The organism is Marinococcus salis (genome assembly GCF_054971365.1).
Map to the genome: position 1 here is coordinate 24,787 of NZ_JBQOJB010000018.1, position 22,688 is coordinate 47,474.

Sequence of the window (22,688 nt, forward strand, 5' to 3'; positions counted from 1 at the left end):
TGCACACTCGCGAAGGCCACGACGATATGGGAATGTTAGAGGAAATGATGGCGTCTGTGGCCACTCCGGCCGGCGGCCTCAGATGGAGCACTATCTTCCGGGACACGTTTATCTTTTGAGGAGTCCGCCGCCGCGAAGAAGCGTAATATTGATTATTGGGCAGGCTGCTCCGCAGAGGGCAGTCTTTTTGTGTGCGGGCGCTAAAAATGGTATGTATGAGATATTGGTAAACGGGAAAAGGGACAGGGTATAGATGTACAGGAGGGGAGAATGTGAAGCGGATGAATTGGAAAGTGATTGCAGCTGTAGGAGCAGTGCTGATAATTTCAGGGTGCGCAGGGGACACGGAGAAGAGCAGGACGTCCTGGGAGGAAGAGAACTGGGGGGATATTGAGGAAGAAGCCGCTGGAACCACTGTGGAATTACATATGTGGGGCGGGGATCAGGGGACTAACGAATACATAGACGAATGGGTGGCTCCGCGTTTAAAGGAGCAGTATGACATTACACTGAACCGGAACCCAATTGAAACCGAAGACGCGCTGCAAAATCTTTATTCTGAAAAAGAAGCCGGAACAGAGGAGGGAACGATAGATATTATCTGGCTGAATGGAGAGAATTTCCGTAACGCAAAAGAAAATGATCTTTTATACGGTTCTTTTGCAGATGCTCTACCGAATGTAAACGATCATATTGATATGGATGCCGATACAAACGCATATGATTTTGGGACCCCGGTTGAAGGAATGGAAGTACCATGGGGATCGGTGCAGTTTACGTTTATGTATGACACTGAAAAAGTCGATGCTCCGCCAAACAGTATTGAAGAGCTGGCCGCCTGGGTGGAAGAGAATCCGGGTGAATTCACGTATCCGGAAGCGACAGACTTTACGGGAAACGCATTTCTGCGTCATTTTATATATAACAATGTCGACGCTGAAGAAGTCGTTGAACGGGGTTATGACGAAGAATGGATTAATGAACAAAGCAGCAGTATGTGGGAAACGCTTGGAGAAATGGAGCCGAATTTGTGGAGAAACGGAGAAACGTATCCCTCCTCGCTCAGTCAGCTGGACCGTCTTTACCGGGACGGCGAAGTGTCTATGACTATGGGTTACAACGAAGCGAGAGCAGAGAGCCTGGTCCAGAATGGCACTTTCCCGGAAACAACGGACACTTTCGTATTTGAAAACAATTCGATCGGCAACACCCATTATCTATCTATTCCATTTAACAGTACCAATGTGCCCGGGGCAATGGCAGCAATCAATTATTTAGTGTCCCCGGAAGCGCAGCTGCAGAAGCAGGCACCATCGATGTGGGGGGACAGCACCGTGCTTGATCTTGATACGCTCTCCGAGGACATGCGCCAAAAATTCGTTGAACAGGACCGCGGCAGCTCTGTGCTTGATGCTGAAGTGTTAAATGAAGCCTATCAGCCAGAAATGGATGCAGGCTACGTGGAGTGGGCCGAAGACCGTTGGGAAGATGAAATTGTTCAAAGATAAAAGCACACTCATTATGCTTTTGCCAGCGCTTCTTATTACAGCGGGACTTTCTATCTACGCGGTTACAGTACTCTGGATGCGTTTAGGTAAAGAGAATAGTCCCTCAGGCATTCTCCGTGAAATAGTTTCTCTGCCTTCATTCTGGGAAAGCCTTGGCTTCAGCCTTGGAGTGACCGCTGTTTCCGCTGTGCTTTCACTGGGAATTGGCGTTGCGGCGTCCAAATTACTGTTCGGAAAAAAGCGCAGTACGGGCGCAGGTGCACTGTTCTGGGTGCCGATGGCTGTACCTCACTTTGTCGGTGCTTATCTGGTTATCTGGTTTTTCTCGCAAAGCGGGTGGGCAGCGTCGCTTACGCAGCAGCTGGGCCTGATCGATCAACGAACAGAATTTCCAATACTGACGAATGACAGAGGTGGAATTGGGATCATTTTATCCTACGTATGGAAAGAGATTCCCTTTGTCATACTGATGACAGCCCCGGTATATCTTGAAATGAACAATACGGCGAGACAGGCTGTAGCGACGCTTGGCGGCAGCGCGTTCCGTAAATTTAAAGACGCAGAGTGGCCCTATTTAAAAGCGGTCACCCTGGAGACAGGAGTAATCCTGTTTGCATTTGTATTCGGTGCCTTTGAAGTACCTGGATTAGTTGGAGCCACCCGCCCGGAAATGATCGGAGTCACTATTTTCGAATGGTACAGCGGAGGAAACTGGGAGGAAAGACCTTACGCCTACGCGGTATCTGCCTGCATTGGAATCATATTCATCGCTCTTAGTGCCCTTCTAATGTGGTATACCCGCCGTCTGCGGATACGGATATGGAGGAGGGAGTAGCATGAAAGGAAAAAGAAAAATAACCGCGGGGATTTTTGCGTTTTGCTTTGCAGCTCCTTTGCTTGCGCTTGTCCTCCAAAGCTTCGCTGCCGATTGGCCATTTGGCGAGCTCTGGCCGGTGTCCTGGACGCTCGACGGATGGGGTGTGCCCTTTGGGGATCCTCTGCTTGCAGGGGCCTGGCGGCAAACCATTCTCATCGCCCTATGTGTGGCAGCTTTAAACCTGGTCATTGGAGTGCCGGCAGCTAAAGCTCTTGTTGTCCGGGAATTCAGGGGGAAGGAACTGGTCGATGCCATGCTTTTAATTCCCGTCCTTTTACCAATTACTGCACTTGCTGTCGGCCTGCATATCTTTGCTCTGCAAAGCGGTACTGCAAACACGTGGTACGGGGTCGCTTTTTTTCATCTGCTTCCGACGCTCCCTTACACCATTCGCATTATCCGTGCCGGCTATGAACGGATGGGGAGAAGCCAGTATGAACAATCGCGGAGCCTTGGAGGCACGGCTTGGTCCAGGTTTTTGCTGATTGAGCTCCCTCAGATGACTGCCTCTATGCGTGCAGCTGTCTTTTTTGCAGTGGTTATTTCAGTCAGCCAGTTTGCCCTGACTGTTATTATTGGGGGTGGGATCGTTACGACAATGGCAGTATTGTATTATCCGTATACAGACAGTGCGGCCCCGTCAGCCGTCAGCGCCTTTTCCTTAATGACAGCCGCTCTTCCGGCAGCCGCAGCTCTGATTGCTGACGGAGCGCTCAGGCTTAGTACAAAAATTTTAAAATCGTGGTAGGGGTATGGAAATATGGCATATGTATCCGTTCAGAACGGGAGCAAGGTTTATCAGGAAAAGCAGGTGCTCCGAAATATCAATATCGAGCTCGAAGAAGGAGAAAACAGAAGCCTGGTCGGTAAATCCGGCACGGGGAAATCGACGCTTTTACGCTGCATTGCCGGCATTGATACGTTTTCGGGTGGAGTGGTGACCATTGAAGGCACAAAAGTCAATGAGATGCCGGCGGAAAAGCGTCCCATCGTCTTAATGTTTCAGCAGCCGCTGCTGTTTCCTCATTTAACGATTCTGCAAAACGTTACATACGGGCTGAAAATGAAACGAATACCTAAAAAAGAGCGTGTGAAAGCCGGCAGGGAACTGCTCAAAAAAATGGAAATAGCAGAGCTCGAAGGGCTGTATCCGTACCAATGCTCTGGTGGCCAGCAGCAACGGGTGGCTCTTGCACGGGCATTGGCGGTGAAGCCGAAGGTGCTGCTGCTTGATGAACCGTTCTCAAGCTTGGACAGTTATTTGCGCAAAACAATGCGCCGCTGGGTGAAAAAAATACTTGAAGAAGAAAACATCACCTCCATGTTTGTAACCCATGACCGGGAAGAAGCCTTCGATATGGGGGAGAACGTTAGCGTAATGGATGGGGGCGAAGTGATAGAAACAGGGAACAGAGAACAACTGATGCGTGAGCCTGCACGCCGGGAGACCGCTTCGTTGCTGGCAGATGGCTGGTGGTTTTCGGGTAGAGGCTTTGTGCCGGCTGAATCCTTACGGATTACAAAGGAAGCCGGAAACAATTCTTTTGAAGTTGAACCGGGACCTGTAAAGAAACAGTATGGCCTTTGGATCCAGACGTTTTACGAAGCCGGGGGGAGGCAGGCCGTTACGCTTGCTGTGAATGAACCGTTCCACGGAAGGGCATTTGTAACTCCGGCTTGAAAAAAGAGCATTAAAACCATTTATAAAACTGGTTTTGGTTGTCGATTTACGAAAAAAGGGTATGGACACGATATGAATAATATAAATGGGGACCTGCAATGATTGATACACACGCCCGAAAATGGGCAGACCCGGTTATAGACAAAACAGCTGAGTGGTTTCTGCGCCGGCACTGGACAGCCAACCAGGTAACTGTGCTCGCCTTCGGGATCGGCGTTCTTACGGGGCCACTCATTTATTTTAACGTCGGATGGGCAGCTTTTATTTGTTTGTGGATTTCTGGGTTTTTGGATACTGTAGATGGGGCGATGGCAAGAAAAACCAGGCCCTCTGCATTTGGGACAGTACTTGATATTACGTTCGACCGTCTCGTGGAAGCGAGCGTGCTGCTCGGCCTTGCCTTTCGGTATCCGGATTTAATGTGGCTGCTGCTTCTATTAAGCGTCTCAATTTTATTTTCAATTACTGTGTTTCTCACGGTCGGAAATATGTCGGAACGCAGCGGGGTCAAATCATTTTACTACCAGGCAGGGCTAGCCGAACGAACAGAGGGATTTATTTTATTTTCCATAATGATGCTTTTTCCATCTTTTTTACTATATTCCACTGCTTTATTTCTACTTGTCGAAACATTTACCGCTCTGCAGAGACTGTTGGAAGCAAAACGATTATTAAAGGAGCAGGATGAGAATGCCACAGAGTGACTACGATTTAATTGTACTGGGAGGCGGATCCGGCGGACTGACCGTGGCGTCCGGAGCAGCACAGTTTGGTATGAAGACTGCTCTGGTTGATGATCGAAAAAACCTGGGCGGGGAGTGCCTGCACGCCGGATGTATACCTTCGAAAGCCTTTGTAACCGTCGGAAGAGAAATGCAGAACGCCCGAAGAGCGGCAGAGGAATTTGGCCTGAAAATGAGCGGGGACGCTGATTTCGATCATGTAAAAGAAAGAGTGAGAAACGCGGTAGCCGATGTGCAGGAGCTTGATGACATAAGCGAATTCGAAGCGCTTGGGATTGACGTATACATGCGGCGCGGGGAATTCATGGACCCGCATCACCTGTATCTTGAAGACGGGAGCGTTATCGGCGGAAAAAGAATCGTTATTGCCACCGGTTCAAGTCCGAACGTTCCTCCTATTGAAAATCTGGAGCTTCTGCCTTACTACACAAACGAAACGATTTTCGAAGCAGAGAAGCTTCCGAAAAAATTAGTATGTGTCGGTGGAGGACCGGTAGGCATGGAGCTTGCCCAGACGCTTGCGCGCATCGGTTCTTCTGTGACGACGGTAGACTCGGGCGATCGTATTTTTTCAAAAGAAGAAAAGGAAATTGCCGAGCGGGCGCAGAAAGAATTAGAGAAGGAAATCCATTTTATTCCTAACAGCCGGGTGGTAAGGCTCGAAGAGGACAACGGGCACATTTACGCAGTCACAGAAGGAGAAACCGAACGGAGAATAGAGGCGGATGCTCTTTTGCTTGCAGCGGGACGTGTGCCAAACACGAACAACATAGGATTAGAAAAAGCAGGTGTGAGGGTAAGGAAAGATAGGAGTATCGATGTCTCAAGCACATTGCAGACGTCTGTTCCTCACATCTATGCGGTTGGCGACGCAAGCGGCGGCTATATGTTTACGCATGCTGCTGGCATGGAAGGCCAAACCGTCGTTTCAAATGCTGTTTTCGGACTGCGCCGGAAAATTAATTATAATGCGCTTCCCTGGGCGTATTATACGGAGCCGGAAATTTTTCATCTTGGCGTTACCGAAGAAGAAGCAAAGCGTCTTGAAGGCGTGGACGCCCGTATTTACCGCATTGAAGGAAAACAGGTGGACCGCTTTTTGGCTGAAGGAGACCCGGCGCCTTTAGTGAAAATCATAACGGACCAAAAAGGGAACATTATCGGGGCGCATGCGGTCGGGCGCCATGCCGCTGACTGGATGCAGCAGGTCACTGCTGCAAAAACGTGGAAGAAGAAGCTGCGGTCCTTTTCAAGTATCGTGTATCCGTATCCGGCTCACGGAGATATTGTGAAAAAAGCAGCCGATGAATACTGGCGGGAAGCTTTGTTTAACAGCCCGGTTAACAAGGTACTTAAAAAGTATGTAGCATGGTTTCGGTAATTGAAGAAACAAGGAGGAAATATAGTGACTAAACGAGTAATATTCGTAGGAGCAGGCCATACCCACCTTTCTGTAATAAAAGAATGGAAAAAAAAGAAAAAAGACGTAGAGTGGATTCTTATTTCCCCAGGACAGTACCAGTACTACTCCGGCATGTATTCAGGATACATGGAGGGACGTTACGCCATTGAGGACATTCGTGTTCCGCTCCGCTCATTCTGTAATGAAAATGGCGGCACGTTTGTTTCGGCCAAGGTTACTTCCATAGATCCCGAGCAGAATATCGTTTTGACCAATGCAGGTAAGGTAATGCATTTTGATTATCTTTCTGTAGACATTGGAGCACAGCCGAAAGGGCTTGAGATTCCACATGTGAAAAAGCATGCGGAGGTTTTAAAGGCAAATGAAAACTTCTCGGAAGCAGTGGAAAGCGTTCGTACAAGCCATCATCCAGTTATTGTCGGAGGCGGCTATGCAGGGGTCGAAATGGCGTTTACCACGCAGGCATGGAGAAACAAAAACAAGTTCCAGTCCCCGGTAAAAATCATTTCGGGCAGTAAGCTGCTCCCTGAAGATACAGATGAAACGCGCCAGCAGGTGTACGATCTTCTTGATAAAAGAGGGATTGAGTACTTCGAGAACGAAGAAGTGCACCAGGTGACAGACCGCACGGTGGAAACCGATTCCCTGTCCTTTCCATATGAAGATTTATTATGGATGACCGGTCCAAAAGCACCTGCCTGGTTTGAAGCATCCCGTCTTCCGGTGGACAGCGAAGGCTATCTGCTCGTCAACGAACATCTGCAGTCGGTAGCATACCCGCAAATATTCGGGGTTGGAGACTGTGTCACAATTGCCGGCCATGAAGATATCCCGAAAAACGGAATATCAGCTGTCAAAGAAGCCCCTGTGCTTCTCGAAAACATTAAGCGTTCCCTAAAAGGAAAAAAGCTGACGAAGTATTCACCACAGAAAAATTATATGGCTATTCTGAACCTTGGACGCAAGCAGGGACTGATGATTTACGGTGATAAAACCCGCCTGGGCAAAGCACCTTTTAAAATCAAGCACCGGATCGATAAAAAATTCATCAAAGAACTACAGCCATCAAGAAAAGCGTAGTCCCGCGTTTCAGGAGACTTATCCGGCTGGCCTGTTCCCTGGCTGGACTTGGCCAGAGCCAAGGAAGCCAGGGCGGCCAACGGAATAAGCGACTGCGGGACGAAGCTGGACAGGAAGAAAAGCGTAAGAAGCCGGGGAGTGGCGCGGGATCTGGAAGCTCTTTTGCCAAGTGGCTCTTTCACTTGGAAAGAAGAGCTGAAGAGACCTGCCGCCACTGGCTTCTGAAGCTGGACAGAGAAAAGCGTAGAGGCCCGTTCAGCCGCGACAGGCACTTCCCGGCCGTGCAGAGCAGCCTGCTGCTCGGAATCGGACGGAAAGTGATCCCGAGCGGTTGGGCATCGAAGCTGGCCAAAAAGAAAAGCGTAGAGGCCCGGTCAGCCGCGCCAGAGGAAAGCGTACGTTCCTATTGCAGGCACGTGCATGATGAAATTAAAAATGAATTGTATAACAAAAGCGGACTGCCAGTTAAAAAGGCAATCCGCTTTTTCATTCTTACGTTGTTTGGCTGGAAACAAAATAGGAATTTTCATGGAATGAAATATCAGGATATTTGTCTTTAGCCATGTTTAACTGAAATTCATTTTCAAACAAGGCAACCAGGCGATCGTTTCGGTCGAGAGCGAGATTTTTTTGTTTCCTGGTAAAGGTATTAAGTGCCTCGGCAGGCCCGTCCACCCACCTGGCGACCGACAAAGGAAGATTTTCCATTTTAATATGGGCGTTATACTCATTATTCAGCCGGTGCTCGAGTACTTCGAACTGAAGCACGCCGACAACGCCGACAATCTGCTGCTCCGGCACCCGCTGATACGTTTTGAACAGCTGAATGGCGCCTTCCTCGGTTAACTGCTGGAGGCCTTTTTCAAATGATTTATGCTTCATTGCGTCTTTCACAGAAATGGAAGCAAAATGTTCTGGTGAAAAGTGAGGCATCTCTTCAAAAGAAAATGTGCCTGCTTCTGCAAGTGTGTCGCCAATCCGGAAGGTGCCCGGATCATACAGGCCGATAATATCACCGGCATAGGCCTCCTGGACAATGCTGCGGTCCTTGGCAAGAAACTGGGTCGGCTGGTGCAGCTTCATGTTTTTGCCTATGCGGACGTGATTCACCTGCATGCCCGGGGAATACTTGCCGGATGTGATTCTCATAAATGCGATCCGGTCGCGGTGTTTCGGATTCATATTTGCCTGGATTTTAAAAATAAAGCCGGAAAAATTGTCACTAATAGGGGAAACGAACCCCTGATCGCTTTCCCTTCCTACGGGAGCCGGCGCCCATTCCATGAAATACTCGAGGAAATTCTGCACACCGAAGTTCGAAACGGCACTTCCGAAGAAAACAGGAGTCAGTTCGCCGCTTTTGATCCGCTCTTCGTCATACTCATCCCCGGCCACATCGAGAAGCTCGATTTCCTCCTGAAAAGCAGATAACAGCTGCGGATCAATGCGCTCTTTTAATATAGGATCGTCAGTACCGTTCACGTAAACAACTTCTGTCTGGGAAGGCGAGTCTGGATTGAACCATTCCACTTTTTTGGCGTGGCGATCGTAGATGCCGTGAAAGTCCTGGCCCATGCCGATCGGCCAGTTCACAGGGTAGGAGCGGATGCCGAGAATGTCTTCCATCTCTTCCATCAGCTCGAATGGGTCCCGTCCCTGACGGTCGAGCTTATTGATAAATGTGAAAATCGGAATACCTCTCATGCTGCAGACTTTAAACAGTTTTTTCGTCTGCGCCTCGACGCCTTTCGCTGCGTCAATAAGCATGGTCGCCGAATCGGCAGCAGTCAGCGTACGGTACGTATCCTCGCTAAAATCTTCGTGGCCGGGGGTGTCGAGGATGTTGATACGGTGGCCTTCGTAGTTAAATTCCATCACAGAGCTTGTAACGGAGATACCGCGCTGCTTTTCGATTTCCATCCAGTCACTAGTCGCATGACGCTGGTTTTTCTTTCCTTTAACGCTTCCTGCTTCGCGGATGGCGCCCCCAAAGTACAGGAGTTTTTCCGTTAAGGTTGTTTTCCCGGCGTCCGGGTGCGAAATAATGGCAAACGTCTTTCGGGATTCGATTTCGTTTTTCCATGCAGCCATTCGTTATATCCATCCTTCGTTTAAATTTGCTGATCGTCTAGCCGCGTTCGTAAGCACTCTTCCTATCTTAATAGATAAGCTTAGTTTTCGGCAACAATGAGCAGGGTAAAAGAAAAGTGGTGAGTACGTTATGTCAGGGAAGTTTTTAATTTAATTAATGTAAAATGTAGGACAATAGCCGCAATAATTTGTAAAATTCGTTGGAAATGTTTATTTTCAAGAAATTAATGGTAAAATTTTAATATAACGCTATCATTTATTTAGTTATCTATCATTTATAAGAGGTGAATGACATGAGATTTAAAAGAACAGCCGTCGTCGGTGCTCTGTCAGCAACACTTATTTTCCCATTGACCGCTCTCGGGCAGGATACATACATTGTAGAGTCCGGAGATACGTTAAATACGATTGCACAGGAGCACGGGGTGAGCGTAGAGGCGCTTATGGAAGAAAACAGCAACATTCAGAACCCTAATGTGATTAATGTAGGCCAGAGCATTGCTATTCCTGGCAGCGAAAGCAGTTCTTCATCAGAAAGCAGTTCAGCTGAAACTTCAGAGGCTGTTTCCTCCCAAAGCGAATCTGAGTTTGAGCAGGAAGTGGTCCGTCTGACAAACGAAGTACGTGCAGAAAATGGACTTGAACCGGTAGAAGCGGACAGCTCCCTGCAAAGTGTAGCGGACGCGAAGTCCCAGGACATGATTGAGAATGATTATTTTGCTCATGAAAGTCCGACATACGGCAGCCCTTTCGAAATGATGCAGGAGTTCGGCGTAAGCTATGATGGCGCTGGTGAAAACATTGCAGCCGGACAGGATACGCCACAGGACGTTGTAGATGCATGGATGGATTCTCCGGGACACCGCGACAACATTTTAAACCCTGATTTCACTCATATCGCCATAGGCTATGAGGAAGGCGGCGAATACGGACAGTATTGGACGCAGATGTTTTTGGAAAAATAAAGAATAAAGGTGAAGCGGCTGCCGGTGGGCGGCCGCTTTTTTTGAATGTGCGTCATGACAAAAAGCAGGCTTTTCTGTATGAAAATAGCCTGCTTTTTATTAAACCCATACCTCAGCCCAGTTTTGGATCGCATTAATGACTGGTTCGAGATTTTTTCCTTTATTCGTCAGCTGGTATTGGACGCGCACGGGTTTTTCCGGGAAAACGCTGCGCTCTACAATTCCTTTTTCTTCGAGCTCTTTCAACCGTTCTGTAATCAATCGGTCGCTCATATCGGGAATTTCTTTTTTAATATCCTTAAAGCGGAGCGGTCCCTGAAGAAGCACCAGGATCAACAGGCCCATCCATTTTTTACCGAGCAGTTCCGCTGCAAATTCGTATTTAGGGCAGATGGAAGTCTTCTGCATAATAGTTCACCTCTTTATGAACATAGTACCACAAAATCGTTGTTTCGTAGAGGAGGGGGAGGGGTATAGCCTGTAGGGTGAGTTGACAGTACGAATGTTTTCATGTACTTTCGAAAAGTAAGTAACTTTACAAATACAAGTAATAGAGGTGTTGTCAGTGAGCAAAGTATTGGTACCATTTTACAGTGCGTACGGGCATATACATGAAATGGCAAAAGCAGTAGCAAAAGGCGCGGAAGAAACCGGAGCCGAAGTACGGGTCGTAAGAATTCCCGAATCGCAGATGGCTAAAGAGGGCATGTCCACACAGGAGGCCTACGTAGAGGCACAAAATAAACAGGCGGACATTCCTGAAGCTACAACGGATGATCTCGTATGGGCCGACGGCGTTGTTTGGGGTATTCCGACACGCTTTGGCAACATGCCGGCCCAGGTGAAGCAGTTTATGGACGCAGCTGGAGGCCTTTGGGCGAATGGGTCCCTTGAAGGCAAGGTAGCCGGAATCTTTACGAGCACAAATACGGCTCATGGCGGCCAGGAAACGACAATTATTACATCGATCGTTCCGCTTCTTCATTTCGGCTTCATTTTCGTCGGTCTTCCTTATGGAGAGAATCCGGAAATGACTGAGCGCGAATTTGTCGGTGGAACGCCGTACGGTGCTTCTACGCTTGCCGGCCCCGATGGAACCCGGATGCCAAGCGAAGGCGAATTGACAATGGGCGGCCGTTTAGGCGCCCGGGTGGCAAAAGTGGCAGAGAAGCTGAGCACTTAACAGAGATCAAAAAAAGCGTCCGCATATGCGGGCGCTTTTTTATATACATGGCGTTAGTTACTGCCGTAAAGGTCAGACGGGTCTTTTGCTTCAATAGGCTGGTCAATTTCCCGGTGACCGTAAAAGTCTGTAACGACTTCGCCATCAATGAGAATCTGCGTTTGGCCGTATCCGAACTGGTCCATCAAAGCTGACAGTTGTTCTACAAAAGCAAGCTCAAGCGTACTTCCAACTGTAGTAGCCTCAAGCACAGAGGGTTCAAAGGAAACATAGGCGGTATTGCCTTTAAATTCAACAAACTGCACTTCTGTTTCCACTGGAAGCGGGCTCACCGCGTTTTCTGTTTCAGGGCCGTCGAGCCATGCCTGCACAGCTTCAAACGGCAGGTCGTTTTCCGTTGCTGCTTCGAGGCTGCGGGTTTCAGAAATCGTCTCCATTAAATCGCTGTCGAGGTAATAAACAGTCACTTCCTCTGTTACTCCCTCTTCTTCGTCAGAAGCTGGAGCGCTGTTTGTTTCCGCATTAGCATCTTCGGAAGCCTCAGCAGACTCTTCAATGGCTTCCTCTTCGCTCTTGGCTGTGTCGTCAGAAGCACTTTCTTCTGTCGCGTTATCTTCAGGCGAGGCATTTTCTAATGAAGCCTCTTCGTTGGAGGTATCTGAAGAATCTACGCTTTCCTTTTCATTTTCTGTGGCGTTTTCTTCTGTAGAGGAGCTATCTTCAGTGGAATTGTCGGATTCTGTCTCTTCATCAGCTTCGGAAGCTGTTTCTTTGTCTGCCTGTTCTTTATTTTCTTGGCTTTCTTTTTCCTCTTCTTTTCCATTGGCTTCAACAGAAGCCGTCTCGGATGTGTTTTCATTGTTTTCCGTGTTTTCATTGTTTGCGGTTCCGCAGGCGCTGAGAGTAATAATGGCTGTGGCAGCAATTGCTAAAAATGAGAATCGTTTCATGGAATCCCCCCGGTCAAATATTAAATTTAGTTTACAAATAATACAATGTTGTTACATAATTATACCATGTTTTGAAATAAAGAAAGGTTCAAATCCCTTAAAGGAAGATAAACAGGACTTTACTAATGTTAAATCCGAATGCGTCAGCATCAGTGGGTTTTTCAGAAAAAACTGTGAAAATGCTATAATAGTGCGAAGTATTTTGCTAATATCTTATGAGGCATCAGCAGAAGAATTAAATTTTGAATATACATAAAAAGAAAACGAGTGGAAACGTAATCCCTTTTTCCACTATCTATTAATAAAATTACCGGTGTAACTAATACAGACAGGGAACGTCTACATTAAGGAAGTGTTCATCATGCATGATGAGTTTGAAAGGCTATATGAACAATATCATCACTCCCTTTTCCAATACTTATTTTATATGGTCCGGGATCGTGAAACGGCAGAAGAACTGGTCCAGGAAGTTTATATTAAAGTTCTGCATTCCTTTGATACGTTTGAAGGTAAAAGCAGTGAAAAAACATGGCTTTATTCTATCGCCAGGCATGTTGGCATAGACTGGATCCGCAAGCAGAATAGAAAAAAGCGGAAATGGCTGGGCGTGCTTGGCCCTCTGTCAAAAGAAGAAATGCGGGACCCGGCGCCTCTTCCAGACGAAATTCTAACTGCCAAAGACGATGTGCGTGAAATTTACGAATGCATGAAAGCATGCTCGGCGGATCAGCGGCAGGTGCTTATGCTTCGTTACGTGGAATCGCTTTCGATCAAAGAAGCAGCTGAAGTGCTCGGATGGTCGGAAAGTAAGGTGAAAACGACACAGCACCGGGCCGTGAAAAAGATACAGGACTTAATGGAAAACAGGGAAAACTTAGAAGAAAGGAGGGCAGGAGATTGAAGAAGCATAATCGTTCCAGGGAACGGATTGAACATTCATTAAAGCAAATGCCCCGGGTGCAGGATAAACGGTCCAAAAATGAAATCTATCATAATATTCAGGATCGGCTGGATTCGAAAAAAAGACAACGCACGCACCGGCGATGGCCGGCTCCAGTTTTCACCTCGGCGGCAATCCTCTTACTCGCGATACTTATCGTTCCGGGAATATGGTGGACTTCGAATCAGACAGCTTCCCCTTCTCAGGAAGAAAACGCTGAAGACGAGAATGAAACTGGAGATTCAGAGTCAACCGAACGTCAGGAATCGGAAAATACAGATGAAGATGCTTCAGACAGCACCGGCGATGAAGAATCTGTGCCTGCAGAAAGCAACACCGAAGAAGAAGGATCTCCAGAGATCCAGGAAAACACGGAGGAGAGCGGAGAAGTGCCGGCCGGATATGTATCGGCGCTTACAAAGGAAGAAAGCAGCAGCGGTGTAAATGCTGTAACTATTCCTTTCGAAAGTATGGAGGGGTCAGTCATTGTCCCTTTGACGTTTGTGGCGGAAACAGATCTGAAGAATCTTTTGAGTTACATTACTGAAGAAATCGATGGTAATGACTTTGGGCTCGGGCCTGCGGTGACAGAAAAAGTTTCGTGGAAAGATACTGATAATGGCAGGCTCGAAGCAGCAGTGTCCTCTGAAACTACAAATGTGGAAGCCGGCCAGATTGAGCGGGGTATTGAAGAGCTTGCCCGTTATTTAGGAGAAGAAGGTATAGCGGTATCAAATATATCCACTGAAGACAATGAAGATGAAGAAATAGAGGCGGGGGACATCGAGCAGAATCGCGGCTACTATTTATATGATGTAAACGAATCCTCTTACTTGGTAACCGGTGAAGGGGCCGGCGTTTCTACGACGAATGGGAACGGTTCTCTTCTTTCCCTGGAGGAAACACTGGTAAAGATGAATGAAGGGCCTGAAATCTCCGAAGTGAGGGCCCCCATTCCCGCTTCTCTTACTGTGGGGAATGTAGAAGAGGAGGGTGAATCAGTCACTATCAGCCTGGCAGGGTCTCTTGAAGATACGTCTGCGGAAGTGCAGCAGGCGATGATGGATGCGGTTGGGCTTGCGGCTGCTGATTTTGGATATGATTCTATAGAGTTTATTTCTGAGAGCAGTGAACCAATCGGGGAGGTGCCGCTCAATCAGAGATGGGAAGTTCCTTCGGCTCCTAATACGATGAATTGGAAAGCCGGCTGACTCTAAATTTGTTATAAGGTATAGGAAACTTCTAATTATTTCATGTATAATGACGAGGGATATTTTGAATACATTGGAGGCTGCTTAAATCATGGAATATGATTCAAATATTAAAAATAGACTTCGCCGCGTTGAAGGGCAGGTGCGGGGTGTCCTTCGGATGATGGAAGAGGGCGAAGACTGCCGGAGCACTGTAGGGCAGATGTCAGCGGCACGTTCAGCGATGGATCGTGCGATCGGTGTAATCGTCAGTGAAAACCTGGAACAGTGCATGCGGGAGCAAATGGAACGTGGAGAAGACACGAACGAATCTGTACAGGAAGCCATCAATCTGCTCGTAAAGAGCAGGTGACGAAAAAGAGGCCACTTCACTGCGGGAAGGGCCTCTTTTCTATCTGGCGCAGGCGCTGATACATAGGTGGAAATATGGTTTCCCGCGTTACTGTTCGGCTTCTTCTGCTTTTCTATGTCCAGCTTCAGAAGCCAGTGACGGCAGGTCTCTTCAGCTCTTCTTTTCAAGTGAAAGAGCCACTTGTCAAAAGAGCTTCCAGATCCCGTGTCACTGTTCAGCCTCTTCCGCTTTTCTTCTTGTCCAGCTCCAATGCCCCCCTCTCGGGATTACTTTCCGTCCGACTTCGAGCAGCAGGCTGCTCTGCGCGGCCGGGAAGTACCCTTCGCGGCTACCAGGGCATTTCCGCTTTTCTTTCTACATCAAAGCTGTGATGACGAGCTGAAGCACACGAAGAAATACGGCTCCTACTATAATGTAGGCGATAATCAGGGCAATCCGTTTCCCTGCTTTCTGGGCAGTTACTGCCCGGATCTTCCGTCGCGGCCTGAGTATATCGGAAGAAGGCCCGTAGCCGTGAGAAAAATAAAAAGGAACAACGTTTTTTAAAAAGAGAGGGATCAGCCCGAACCCGGCAACAAATCCAAACAAGTGCGCCCATATGTTGACCCCGGAATTTAACAGAGTGAACACCATGCCTATCACAAGCAGGACAACAACTATCTGGGCACTTGAAGGGTCAATTAGGTGCCGGCGGTTCATCATAATAAATACATACGCACCAAACAGTCCGTAAATGGCGCCCGAGGCACCAAGGTGTGACAAATAGAGCCCGCCAAAAAACAGCGTGGCAATATTTCCAATGACCCCGGCTGTTAAGTAAAATGCCAGAAATTTGAGGCGGCCGAGCATGAATTCGAGAGGCGGCCCGAAAAGCAGCAGGGCAAAAGAGTTGAAAATCACATGACCGAATGACGTATGTAAAAACACCGGAGTAAGAAGACGCCAGTACTCTCCGCTCTGAATAGCGAAGTTGTTGCCTACCATCAAATAATAAATCACTTCTCCGAAAGGAATAAGGCCGTTTGTCAGGGCAGAAAGATTCACCCAGCAAAATAACAGCAGATGGATCACCAGTATTATAGAGATTACAGGGTAGCGCCTTAAAAAAGTAGAAAAAGTCTCATGGCGGATAAACAAGTGGGTTAATCCCCTTTCTGGTAACGGGTATACCAAGGTGTATAAGTATATACGGCCAGTGTAGCACGAATAAATAAAGGAATACACGAAAAGCGTTGCGGGAAGGGGAAGTGTATGATTAAGGGAATCGGCATAGACATTATTGAATTAGAGCGGATCGAACGCTCTCTAAAACAGAAAAAATTTTTGCCGCGAATTTTAAATGAGCAAGAATTAATAGCCTCCGAGCGGCTTTCCGGCAAACGACTGGTAGCATTCACAGCGGGAAGGTTTGCCGCTAAGGAAGCATTTGTCAAAGCAGCGGGAACTGGTATTTCTGCAGAGACAGGATTTCACGATATTACGGTGAGTAACGGAAAGAAAGGAGAGCCGCTGCTCCGCTGCAGGGGCTATGAAGCGTATACGATACACGTATCCATCAGCCATTCGCGGGACAGTGCAGTTGCACAGGTTATTATTGAAGAAAGGAGTGAAGGATATGCAGATCGTAACGAGTAAAGAGATGCAGCAGCTCGACCAATACACGATTGAAACAATTGGAATGAAAGAAGAGCTATTAATGGAAAACGCTGGACGTGCAGCAGCAGATGAGATTCATAAGATGCACTCTGAAGCGCATACGGCCGTTATTTTTGCCGGGAAGGGAAACAACGGTGGTGATGGCTTCGTTATCGGGAGAAATCTTTCGTCCCTTGGCTGGAACGTCAGCGTGTATTTGCTGGCCGCAGAGGACGCCCTTTCTGGAGGCGCACTGTACCATAAAAATTTATACTGTGCCTGTGGTCTTCCGATGACGGCAGGTACCGGCATCCCTGAACCAGATTCGCCGGAAGAAGGGGTCATTTATATTGATGCCATGCTCGGTACGGGAATTCATGGAGAGCTGAAGGAGCCTTTTTATTCTACAGCCAGATGGCTGAACAGCATAAAAGCACCAGTTACAGCGGTGGATATTCCTACCGGCGTGCCGGCAAATGAGGAAGAATTGCCCGAAACAGCTGTAATGGCAGATACCACGGTAGTTCTTGAAGCTCCTACGTTGAGCACGTACCTGTATCCGGCGAGGCATTATTACGGAGAGATCCGGACTGTGTCGATAGGCGTGCCGAGAATCTCATGGGAAACATTGAACCAGAAAAGACAGACGTGGGAGGCAGGCGACGCAGCTAAAAGTTTGCCGGAACGGACGCAGGAGTCCCATAAGGGCGATAACGGCAAAGGGCTGCTTATAGCAGGGGCTTATAATATGCCCGGCGCGCCGGCCATCGCTTCGAATGCCTGCCTGCGTTCGGGTATCGGGCTTCTGACCACCAGTGTACCGGAGTCTGCGTTGACAGCGGTCGCTTCTCACGTGCTCGAGGCAACATATTTTCCGCTGGCTGAAACGAAAAACGGGCAGGTGGCTGACCTGCAGCATACCCCATTCCCGTGGGCCAGCATGGACGGCGTTGCAGCCGGTTCAGGGCTGGGAAGGACGGACAGCACAAAAGTATTAACGAGAAGGCTGTTGACTGAGACACAAATCCCGCTTGTACTAGATGCAGACGGTCTTTATTTTCTCCCGGAGCTTGAAGAGGAAATGACCAACAGAGAGTCTCCGTTGATTTTGACGCCCCACCCCGGTGAAATGGGCCGGCTGACTGGCCTTTCCCCAAAAGAAATCAATGCGGAGCGGTTTACAGTTTCGCGCAATTACGCACGTGAATTTGGCTGCTACGTCGTGCTTAAAGGGCCAAATACGATTATTACTACACCTGAAGGCAGACAATACGTGAGTACGAGTGGCAGTAGTGCTCTTGCCAAGGGAGGCTCTGGCGATGCACTGACCGGAATTGTGCTTGCTATGATGCTTCAGGCCCCCACGGTGGAACAGGGCGTCTGTAATGCAGTTTATATTCACGGTTTAGCTGCAGAAATGGCGACAGCAGAAGGGGTATCGGATTATTCTTTTACTGCATCCAATTTGATCGATTATCTGCCGAAAGCAATTGCTTTCATCCAGTCACAAAAGAAATGATAGAAAAGAGGAATCATCATGGCTTTTTCCAGCGAATCCTACCGGGATACTTGGGCAGAGATTAATACAGAAAATATTAAATACAACGTCCGTGAAATACGGAAGCTCCATGCAGTGGACGTAGCCGTAATGGCCGTAGTTAAAGCAGATGGATACGGGCACGGCGCAGCAGCGACCGCTTTGGCCGCAGCAGAGGCAGGGGCTTCTTATTTTGGCGTAGCCCTTCTCGAAGAAGCACTCGAACTGCGGGAGGCTGGTATAGAGCTGCCGATTCTCGTACTCGGAAGAACGCGTCCGCAGGATGCCCCAGTGGCTGCCCGCAATGGTATCCGGCTCACGGTCTTTCAGGAAGAGTGGCTTAAAGAAGCTTCCAAGTATGCTTCCGGGGAATCGCTTTTAATTCATATGAAGGTGGATACTGGCATGGGACGTTTAGGATTGAGGGAAGATAGCGAAATTGCTTCTTTTCTGGACGCTGCAGCCCAGAATCCTTCTGTAGAGCTGGAGGGGATGTATACGCATTTTGCTACTGCTGATGAGCTCGAAACCACTTATTTTGAACAGCAGTACGCCCGATTTTCCCGGGTCGTCGACCTGGTACAGCATCTTGGACGTTCTCCCAGGCTGATTCATTGTGGCAACAGTGCGGCAGCTATGCGTTTTCCCGAGCATTGCTTTAACATGATACGCTTCGGTATTTCCATGTATGGATTGACCCCAGCGGAGAGCATTACCGAACATCTTCCTTTTACGCTTAAAGAAGCATTCACACTTCACAGCCGCCTGACTCAGGTGAAAGAAGTGCCGCCGGGCACAAGTATCAGCTATGGGGCAACCTATACCTCCGTGGAAAATGAATGGATTGGCACGGTGCCTATCGGTTATGCCGATGGCTGGCTGCGGGCGCATGCTGAAAATCAAGGCGAGGTACTGGTAGATGGATACCGCGTGCCTATTGTCGGCCGTATCTGCATGGATCAGATGATGGTACGGCTGCCGCATGAAGTTCCAGTGGATACGGAAGTAACGCTGATTGGCAGTCAGAGAGAGGAAACGATCAGCGTCACGGAAGTAGCCAGTCGTCTCGGTACCATTACATACGAAGTTCCCTGCATCATCAGTAAACGTGTCCCCCGGGTATATCCTCCTGATAACAGGCCCGGAGCTTGATTTTATAAAAAACGCGCTTTGCAAACAGCATATAGAAATGCTATGATGAGTTAAGTAATGATTAAGGGATGGTAATCTAAAAGGGTCAACCTGGAGGTGTGTGGAGTGCATCAGAAAAGCACTAAGCAGATTAAGGTCAGCCTGCCTGACTATCTTCTTGACGAACTTGATGGAATGATTGAAGAGGGGCAGCAGAGCTCAAACCGCAACGAGTTTATTCATCAAGCTACGGAGATGTATCTAAAAGAACGCCAACGTCTGGAGTTTCAAGAAGCGATGAAGCAAGGGTACGAAGAAATGAGCAGTATCAATTTAAATATTGCTGCTGAATCATTTCAGGCAGAAACAGAAGTGGATCACTCTTTGAATCGCCGGTTGCTTAGCGGAATCTAAAACACTCGAAATTATATTTCTTTTTTAAGAAACAAAAATTAATAAAAAGCTGCTTGCCTGTCTGTGAAAGGCGGGCAGCTTTTTTATTGTAATAAAGTTTCTTCAGGAGTATATATGAATGTAGCTATAATTGTTTGCGCTAAAGTACTATACATGGAATAATACTAAATAGAGTATGATAGTGTACAGGTGTATCCTTAACAAGCGTCACAATACAAAGTATGCACCAGTCCGGGCAGTAATATATATAACATACCCCGCCTATAAAACGGAAAATGGACAGACTAGATGGAGGAATTTACGATGCATTCATCTGTAGTGCAGGCCATCAATGACCATCAGGAACAGCTGGTCTCCAATTGGAAAAAAGAGATGGCCCGGGTCCAGGAAGAGTATTTTAAAAACTCCCTTCCTGATGATTTAGTATTCACAAACAACGAAAAATTTATTGATGTGCTGTACAGCTCAGTCCGTTTAGAGCGGTCGGAAGCCGAGGGCAAGATTAAGCATTTTGCGGAGCGGCTTATCCAGACCGATTGGCCATTGAGTTATTTTACGCAGGGGATGCAGGCGTTCCGGCGCATCGTTACAGCTTACATTGTTCCATATATTAATAACGCAGAAGAAGACAGCATGAACTTGATTGTAGAAGTGGAAGAATGGGTGGATGCGATCGTGAACCAGCTGGTTGATGATTATTCCGATTCATGGGTGAAAACACTTGAACTGCAGCAGATGGCTTTAAATGAACTTTCTGCTCCTCTTATTCCTGTCTTCGAAAAAGTTAGTGTCATGCCTTTGATAGGAGCGATTGACACCGAGCGGGCAAAGCTCATTATGGAGAATTTGCTCGACGGGATTATTCAGCATCGTTCCCAGGTGGTTTTGATTGATATAACCGGCGTGCCGGTAGTGGATACGATGGTAGCAAACCATATTATTCAAGCCTCTAAAGCGGTAAGGCTGGTAGGAGCGGAGTGTATTTTGGTCGGTATTCGTCCGGAGATTGCCCAGACAATTGTAAACCTGGGCATTGACCTGAGTACCTTTCCGACAAAGAGCAGCCTGCGCAAGGGTATTGAATCAGCGCTTGAATTAACGCAGCGCAAAATGGTCCGAATAGAGCATGGAGCAGAATGGAGGGCATAAGACGATGCGGATTCCAATCTTAAAACTAAGTCACTATTTATTAATTTCAGTGCAGGTAGATTTAGATGATCAAACGGCTCTTCAATTTCAGGAAGATCTGTTAAGCAAAATCCATGAAGAAGGCTCTACAGGGGTAGTAATTGATTTGACCTCTGTGGATATGATCGACTCATTTATCGCTAAAGTGCTGGGCGATGTCGTGGAAATGTCCAACTTAATGGGAGCGAAAGTCGTTTTGACGGGGATTCAGCCGGCAGTAGCGATTACTCTGATAGATATGGGCATTATGCTCGAAGAAGTACCAACAGCGCTAGATCTTGAGCAGGGACTTGAGAAACTTCAACAGGAATTGGAGGGGTAAATATGAGTATCCAATCCAGTGTTGAAGTGCAGACCGAATGGGGAATTGTGTCGGCCAGGCAGGCCGGACGGAATTTAGCCAAGGAAATAGGATTTGGCGGGGTGGACCAGGCGCGAATAACGACAGCCATTTCAGAACTGGCGAGAAACATCTACCTGTATGCTGAAAAAGGGGAAATCGTTATTGAGGCAGTGGAAGAAACCCGGGGAACCCAGAAAAAGAAGGGTATAAAGATTACGGCTAAAGACCGTGGTCCCGGCATTAAGAACATAAGAGAAGTAATGGAAGACGGGTATACTACTTCGGGTGGTTTAGGAGCCGGGCTTCCAGGAGTTAGAAGATTAATGGATGATTTTGACGTTGACTCGGTGATGGAAGAGGGTACAACGATAACGGCAATCAAATGGCTCCGTTAAGGAGGAAAAACATTGGCTGAGTCGAAGGAATTGTTGCATGACCAATATGCAAATATTTTAAGAGCTTATTTAGAGGAACAGAGTGAACAGGGGCTCTATTATGCCCAACAGTTCAGTAAGAGAGTACTTGAGGAACAGATTTCCCCGGAGGAAGTCGTCAGCCTTCACCTGGAGGTACTGGAAGAATTTTTCCCGGAGCTTCCTAAGGGAGCCCATGAATCATTTGAGCTTCTTCTCGAAGTGATGATGGGATACGGCCTTGCCTATCGCGAACATCAGAGCCTTCGTGATAAAACAAAGGAGCTCGAAGCGGAGATCAACGTAGCTGCGAACATGCAGCAGACGTTTCTTCCGGATGAAATCCCGCACGTGAACGGGTTGGATGTAGGGGTTCTAAGTGTACCGGCTTCAAAGATGAGCGGCGACTACTATCATTTTGTTAAAGACGACCATGACTGTGTCGGTCTTGCGATCGCTGACATTATTGGAAAGGGCATACCGGCTGCTTTATGTATGTCTATGATCAAGTACACGATGGACAGCTATCCGGAACAGCGCCTGCAGCCTGGAGCTTTGCTTGAAAACGTAAACCGGGTAGTGGAACAGAACATTGCTTCGAATATGTTTATTACGATGATGTATGGCTCATATGATTCGCGTTCCCATCAGTTTAACTACGCGGGAGCAGGGCACGAGCCCGGTTTCTATTACAAGGCAGCGGAGGATACATTTGAAGAGCTGCATGCCAAAGGCATCGTTCTCGGGATTAAAAGAAATACTAACTATAAGGAATACCAGCTCACGGTGGACCCGGGAGATTTTGTTGTGCTCTTGTCAGACGGCGTAACCGAATGCCGGACCGATGATGGCTTTATTGAACGCGAAGCTATCACACGCCTCATTCGTACGTATCAGCATCTCCCGGCCCAGGAAATTGTAAATCACGTATTTTATGAACTGGAGAGAGCTCAGGGGTTCCAGCTCCGCGACGACTTTACATTGATTATTCTGCGAAGAAATGTTTAAACCGGTTATGATTTG

At 47.8% G+C, this 22,688-nt stretch carries 25 protein-coding genes; 21 read left to right on the top strand and 4 right to left on the bottom strand.

From position 1 onward, the window contains the following. The first annotated feature begins 281 nt into the window (after nt 1-281). From ACTTK6_RS13175 to ACTTK6_RS13210, 8 genes are all read left to right on the top strand, one after another. Nucleotides 282-1,508, top strand: coding sequence for an ABC transporter substrate-binding protein (locus tag ACTTK6_RS13175; RefSeq protein ID WP_462833652.1), 1,227 nt, complete (start codon nt 282-284; stop codon nt 1,506-1,508). Next, nucleotides 1,489-2,343, top strand: coding sequence for an ABC transporter permease (locus tag ACTTK6_RS13180; RefSeq protein WP_462833633.1), 855 nt, complete (start codon nt 1,489-1,491; stop codon nt 2,341-2,343). Before ACTTK6_RS13175 ends, ACTTK6_RS13180 begins: the two co-directional genes overlap by 20 nt. Before the next feature lies 1 nt (nt 2,344). Next, nucleotides 2,345-3,133 (top strand): ABC transporter permease, encoded by a 789-nt coding sequence (locus ACTTK6_RS13185; RefSeq protein WP_462833635.1) that lies wholly within the window; start codon nt 2,345-2,347, stop codon nt 3,131-3,133. Nucleotides 3,134-3,145: 12 nt separating this feature from the next. Further along, nucleotides 3,146-4,066, top strand: a complete 921-nt coding sequence (locus ACTTK6_RS13190; protein ID WP_079475005.1) for an ABC transporter ATP-binding protein — start codon at nt 3,146-3,148, stop codon at nt 4,064-4,066. A gap of 98 nt (nt 4,067-4,164) precedes the next feature. Further along, nucleotides 4,165-4,770, top strand: coding sequence for a CDP-alcohol phosphatidyltransferase family protein (locus ACTTK6_RS13195; RefSeq protein WP_079475006.1), 606 nt, complete (start codon nt 4,165-4,167; stop codon nt 4,768-4,770). After that, nucleotides 4,757-6,190, top strand: coding sequence for a dihydrolipoyl dehydrogenase family protein (locus ACTTK6_RS13200; RefSeq protein ID WP_462833636.1), 1,434 nt, complete (start codon nt 4,757-4,759; stop codon nt 6,188-6,190). Before ACTTK6_RS13195 ends, ACTTK6_RS13200 begins: the two co-directional genes overlap by 14 nt. A gap of 24 nt (nt 6,191-6,214) precedes the next feature. Then, nucleotides 6,215-7,312 (top strand): NAD(P)/FAD-dependent oxidoreductase, encoded by a 1,098-nt coding sequence (locus ACTTK6_RS13205; RefSeq protein ID WP_462833637.1) that lies wholly within the window; start codon nt 6,215-6,217, stop codon nt 7,310-7,312. Nucleotides 7,313-7,494: 182 nt separating this feature from the next. Further along, nucleotides 7,495-7,872 carry a hypothetical protein gene (locus ACTTK6_RS13210; RefSeq protein WP_462833638.1) on the top strand — a complete coding sequence of 126 codons (378 nt, stop codon included), beginning with the start codon at nt 7,495-7,497 and terminating at the stop codon, nt 7,870-7,872. Here the strand turns inward: ACTTK6_RS13210 and ACTTK6_RS13215 are convergent. Continuing rightward, nucleotides 7,805-9,403 carry a peptide chain release factor 3 gene (locus ACTTK6_RS13215; protein WP_462833639.1) on the bottom strand — a complete coding sequence of 533 codons (1,599 nt, stop codon included), beginning with the start codon at nt 9,401-9,403 and terminating at the stop codon, nt 7,805-7,807. The genes ACTTK6_RS13210 and ACTTK6_RS13215 overlap by 68 nt on opposite strands. A 293-nt stretch (nt 9,404-9,696) precedes the next feature. Between ACTTK6_RS13215 and ACTTK6_RS13220 the strand changes: the two genes are divergently transcribed. Further along, nucleotides 9,697-10,368 carry a CAP domain-containing protein gene (locus tag ACTTK6_RS13220; protein ID WP_079475011.1) on the top strand — a complete coding sequence of 224 codons (672 nt, stop codon included), beginning with the start codon at nt 9,697-9,699 and terminating at the stop codon, nt 10,366-10,368. 99 nt (nt 10,369-10,467) lie between these two features. On the opposite strand, the gene ACTTK6_RS13225 is transcribed toward ACTTK6_RS13220, so the two are convergent. After that, nucleotides 10,468-10,776, bottom strand: a complete 309-nt coding sequence (locus tag ACTTK6_RS13225) for a winged helix-turn-helix transcriptional regulator (protein WP_079475012.1) — start codon at nt 10,774-10,776, stop codon at nt 10,468-10,470. A 157-nt stretch (nt 10,777-10,933) separates the two neighbouring features. Between ACTTK6_RS13225 and wrbA the strand changes: the two genes are divergently transcribed. Next, the gene (gene wrbA, locus ACTTK6_RS13230) at nt 10,934-11,551 is read left to right on the top strand and encodes an NAD(P)H:quinone oxidoreductase (protein ID WP_079475013.1); all 618 of its coding nucleotides are present in this window, start codon (nt 10,934-10,936) and stop codon (nt 11,549-11,551) included. A gap of 53 nt (nt 11,552-11,604) precedes the next feature. Here the strand turns inward: wrbA and ACTTK6_RS13235 are convergent, their stop codons facing one another. After that, nucleotides 11,605-12,501 carry a GerMN domain-containing protein gene (locus ACTTK6_RS13235; RefSeq protein ID WP_079475014.1) on the bottom strand — a complete coding sequence of 299 codons (897 nt, stop codon included), beginning with the start codon at nt 12,499-12,501 and terminating at the stop codon, nt 11,605-11,607. 361 nt (nt 12,502-12,862) lie between these two features. Here ACTTK6_RS13235 and ACTTK6_RS13240 point away from each other — a divergent pair, with 361 nt between their 5' ends. The 3 genes from ACTTK6_RS13240 to ACTTK6_RS13250 all read left to right on the top strand — a co-directional run bounded on the left by ACTTK6_RS13240 (nt 12,863) and on the right by ACTTK6_RS13250 (nt 15,004). Continuing rightward, entirely contained in the window at nt 12,863-13,402 is a 540-nt protein-coding gene (locus tag ACTTK6_RS13240) for an RNA polymerase sigma factor SigX (protein ID WP_079475015.1), read from the top strand. Then, nucleotides 13,399-14,652 (top strand): hypothetical protein, encoded by a 1,254-nt coding sequence (locus ACTTK6_RS13245; protein WP_462833640.1) that lies wholly within the window; start codon nt 13,399-13,401, stop codon nt 14,650-14,652. Before ACTTK6_RS13240 ends, ACTTK6_RS13245 begins: the two co-directional genes overlap by 4 nt. 91 nt (nt 14,653-14,743) lie before the next feature. Next, nucleotides 14,744-15,004 (top strand): metal-sensitive transcriptional regulator, encoded by a 261-nt coding sequence (locus tag ACTTK6_RS13250; RefSeq protein WP_079475017.1) that lies wholly within the window; start codon nt 14,744-14,746, stop codon nt 15,002-15,004. A 354-nt stretch (nt 15,005-15,358) separates the two neighbouring features. Here the strand turns inward: ACTTK6_RS13250 and ACTTK6_RS13255 are convergent, their stop codons facing one another. Further along, nucleotides 15,359-16,141 carry a rhomboid family intramembrane serine protease gene (locus ACTTK6_RS13255; protein WP_462833641.1) on the bottom strand — a complete coding sequence of 261 codons (783 nt, stop codon included), beginning with the start codon at nt 16,139-16,141 and terminating at the stop codon, nt 15,359-15,361. Nucleotides 16,142-16,255: 114 nt separating this feature from the next. Here ACTTK6_RS13255 and acpS point away from each other — a divergent pair, with 114 nt between their 5' ends. From acpS to ACTTK6_RS13295, 8 genes are all read left to right on the top strand, one after another. Then, nucleotides 16,256-16,639, top strand: a complete 384-nt coding sequence (gene acpS / locus ACTTK6_RS13260) for a holo-ACP synthase (RefSeq protein ID WP_094907490.1) — start codon at nt 16,256-16,258, stop codon at nt 16,637-16,639. Then, nucleotides 16,620-18,158 (top strand): NAD(P)H-hydrate dehydratase, encoded by a 1,539-nt coding sequence (locus tag ACTTK6_RS13265; RefSeq protein WP_462833642.1) that lies wholly within the window; start codon nt 16,620-16,622, stop codon nt 18,156-18,158. The genes acpS and ACTTK6_RS13265 overlap by 20 nt, the downstream gene beginning before the upstream one ends. An 18-nt stretch (nt 18,159-18,176) precedes the next feature. Then, complete coding sequence (gene alr / locus ACTTK6_RS13270) at nt 18,177-19,328, top strand: alanine racemase (protein WP_462833643.1); 1,152 nt, start codon at nt 18,177-18,179, stop codon at nt 19,326-19,328. 105 nt (nt 19,329-19,433) lie between these two features. Further along, on the top strand, nt 19,434-19,721 hold the full coding sequence (locus tag ACTTK6_RS13275; RefSeq protein WP_079475023.1) for a CopG family ribbon-helix-helix protein: 288 nt from the start codon (nt 19,434-19,436) through the stop codon (nt 19,719-19,721). 303 nt (nt 19,722-20,024) lie between these two features. Continuing rightward, complete coding sequence (locus tag ACTTK6_RS13280; RefSeq protein WP_462833645.1) at nt 20,025-20,870, top strand: STAS domain-containing protein; 846 nt, start codon at nt 20,025-20,027, stop codon at nt 20,868-20,870. 4 nt (nt 20,871-20,874) lie between these two features. Then, the gene (locus tag ACTTK6_RS13285) at nt 20,875-21,231 is read left to right on the top strand and encodes an STAS domain-containing protein (protein WP_022792604.1); all 357 of its coding nucleotides are present in this window, start codon (nt 20,875-20,877) and stop codon (nt 21,229-21,231) included. Nucleotides 21,232-21,233: 2 nt separating this feature from the next. After that, nucleotides 21,234-21,647 carry an anti-sigma regulatory factor gene (locus ACTTK6_RS13290; RefSeq protein WP_022792605.1) on the top strand — a complete coding sequence of 138 codons (414 nt, stop codon included), beginning with the start codon at nt 21,234-21,236 and terminating at the stop codon, nt 21,645-21,647. Between the two features lie 12 nt (nt 21,648-21,659). Further along, on the top strand, nt 21,660-22,673 hold the full coding sequence (locus ACTTK6_RS13295) for a PP2C family protein-serine/threonine phosphatase (protein ID WP_079475025.1): 1,014 nt from the start codon (nt 21,660-21,662) through the stop codon (nt 22,671-22,673). Nucleotides 22,674-22,688 lie beyond the last annotated feature (15 nt).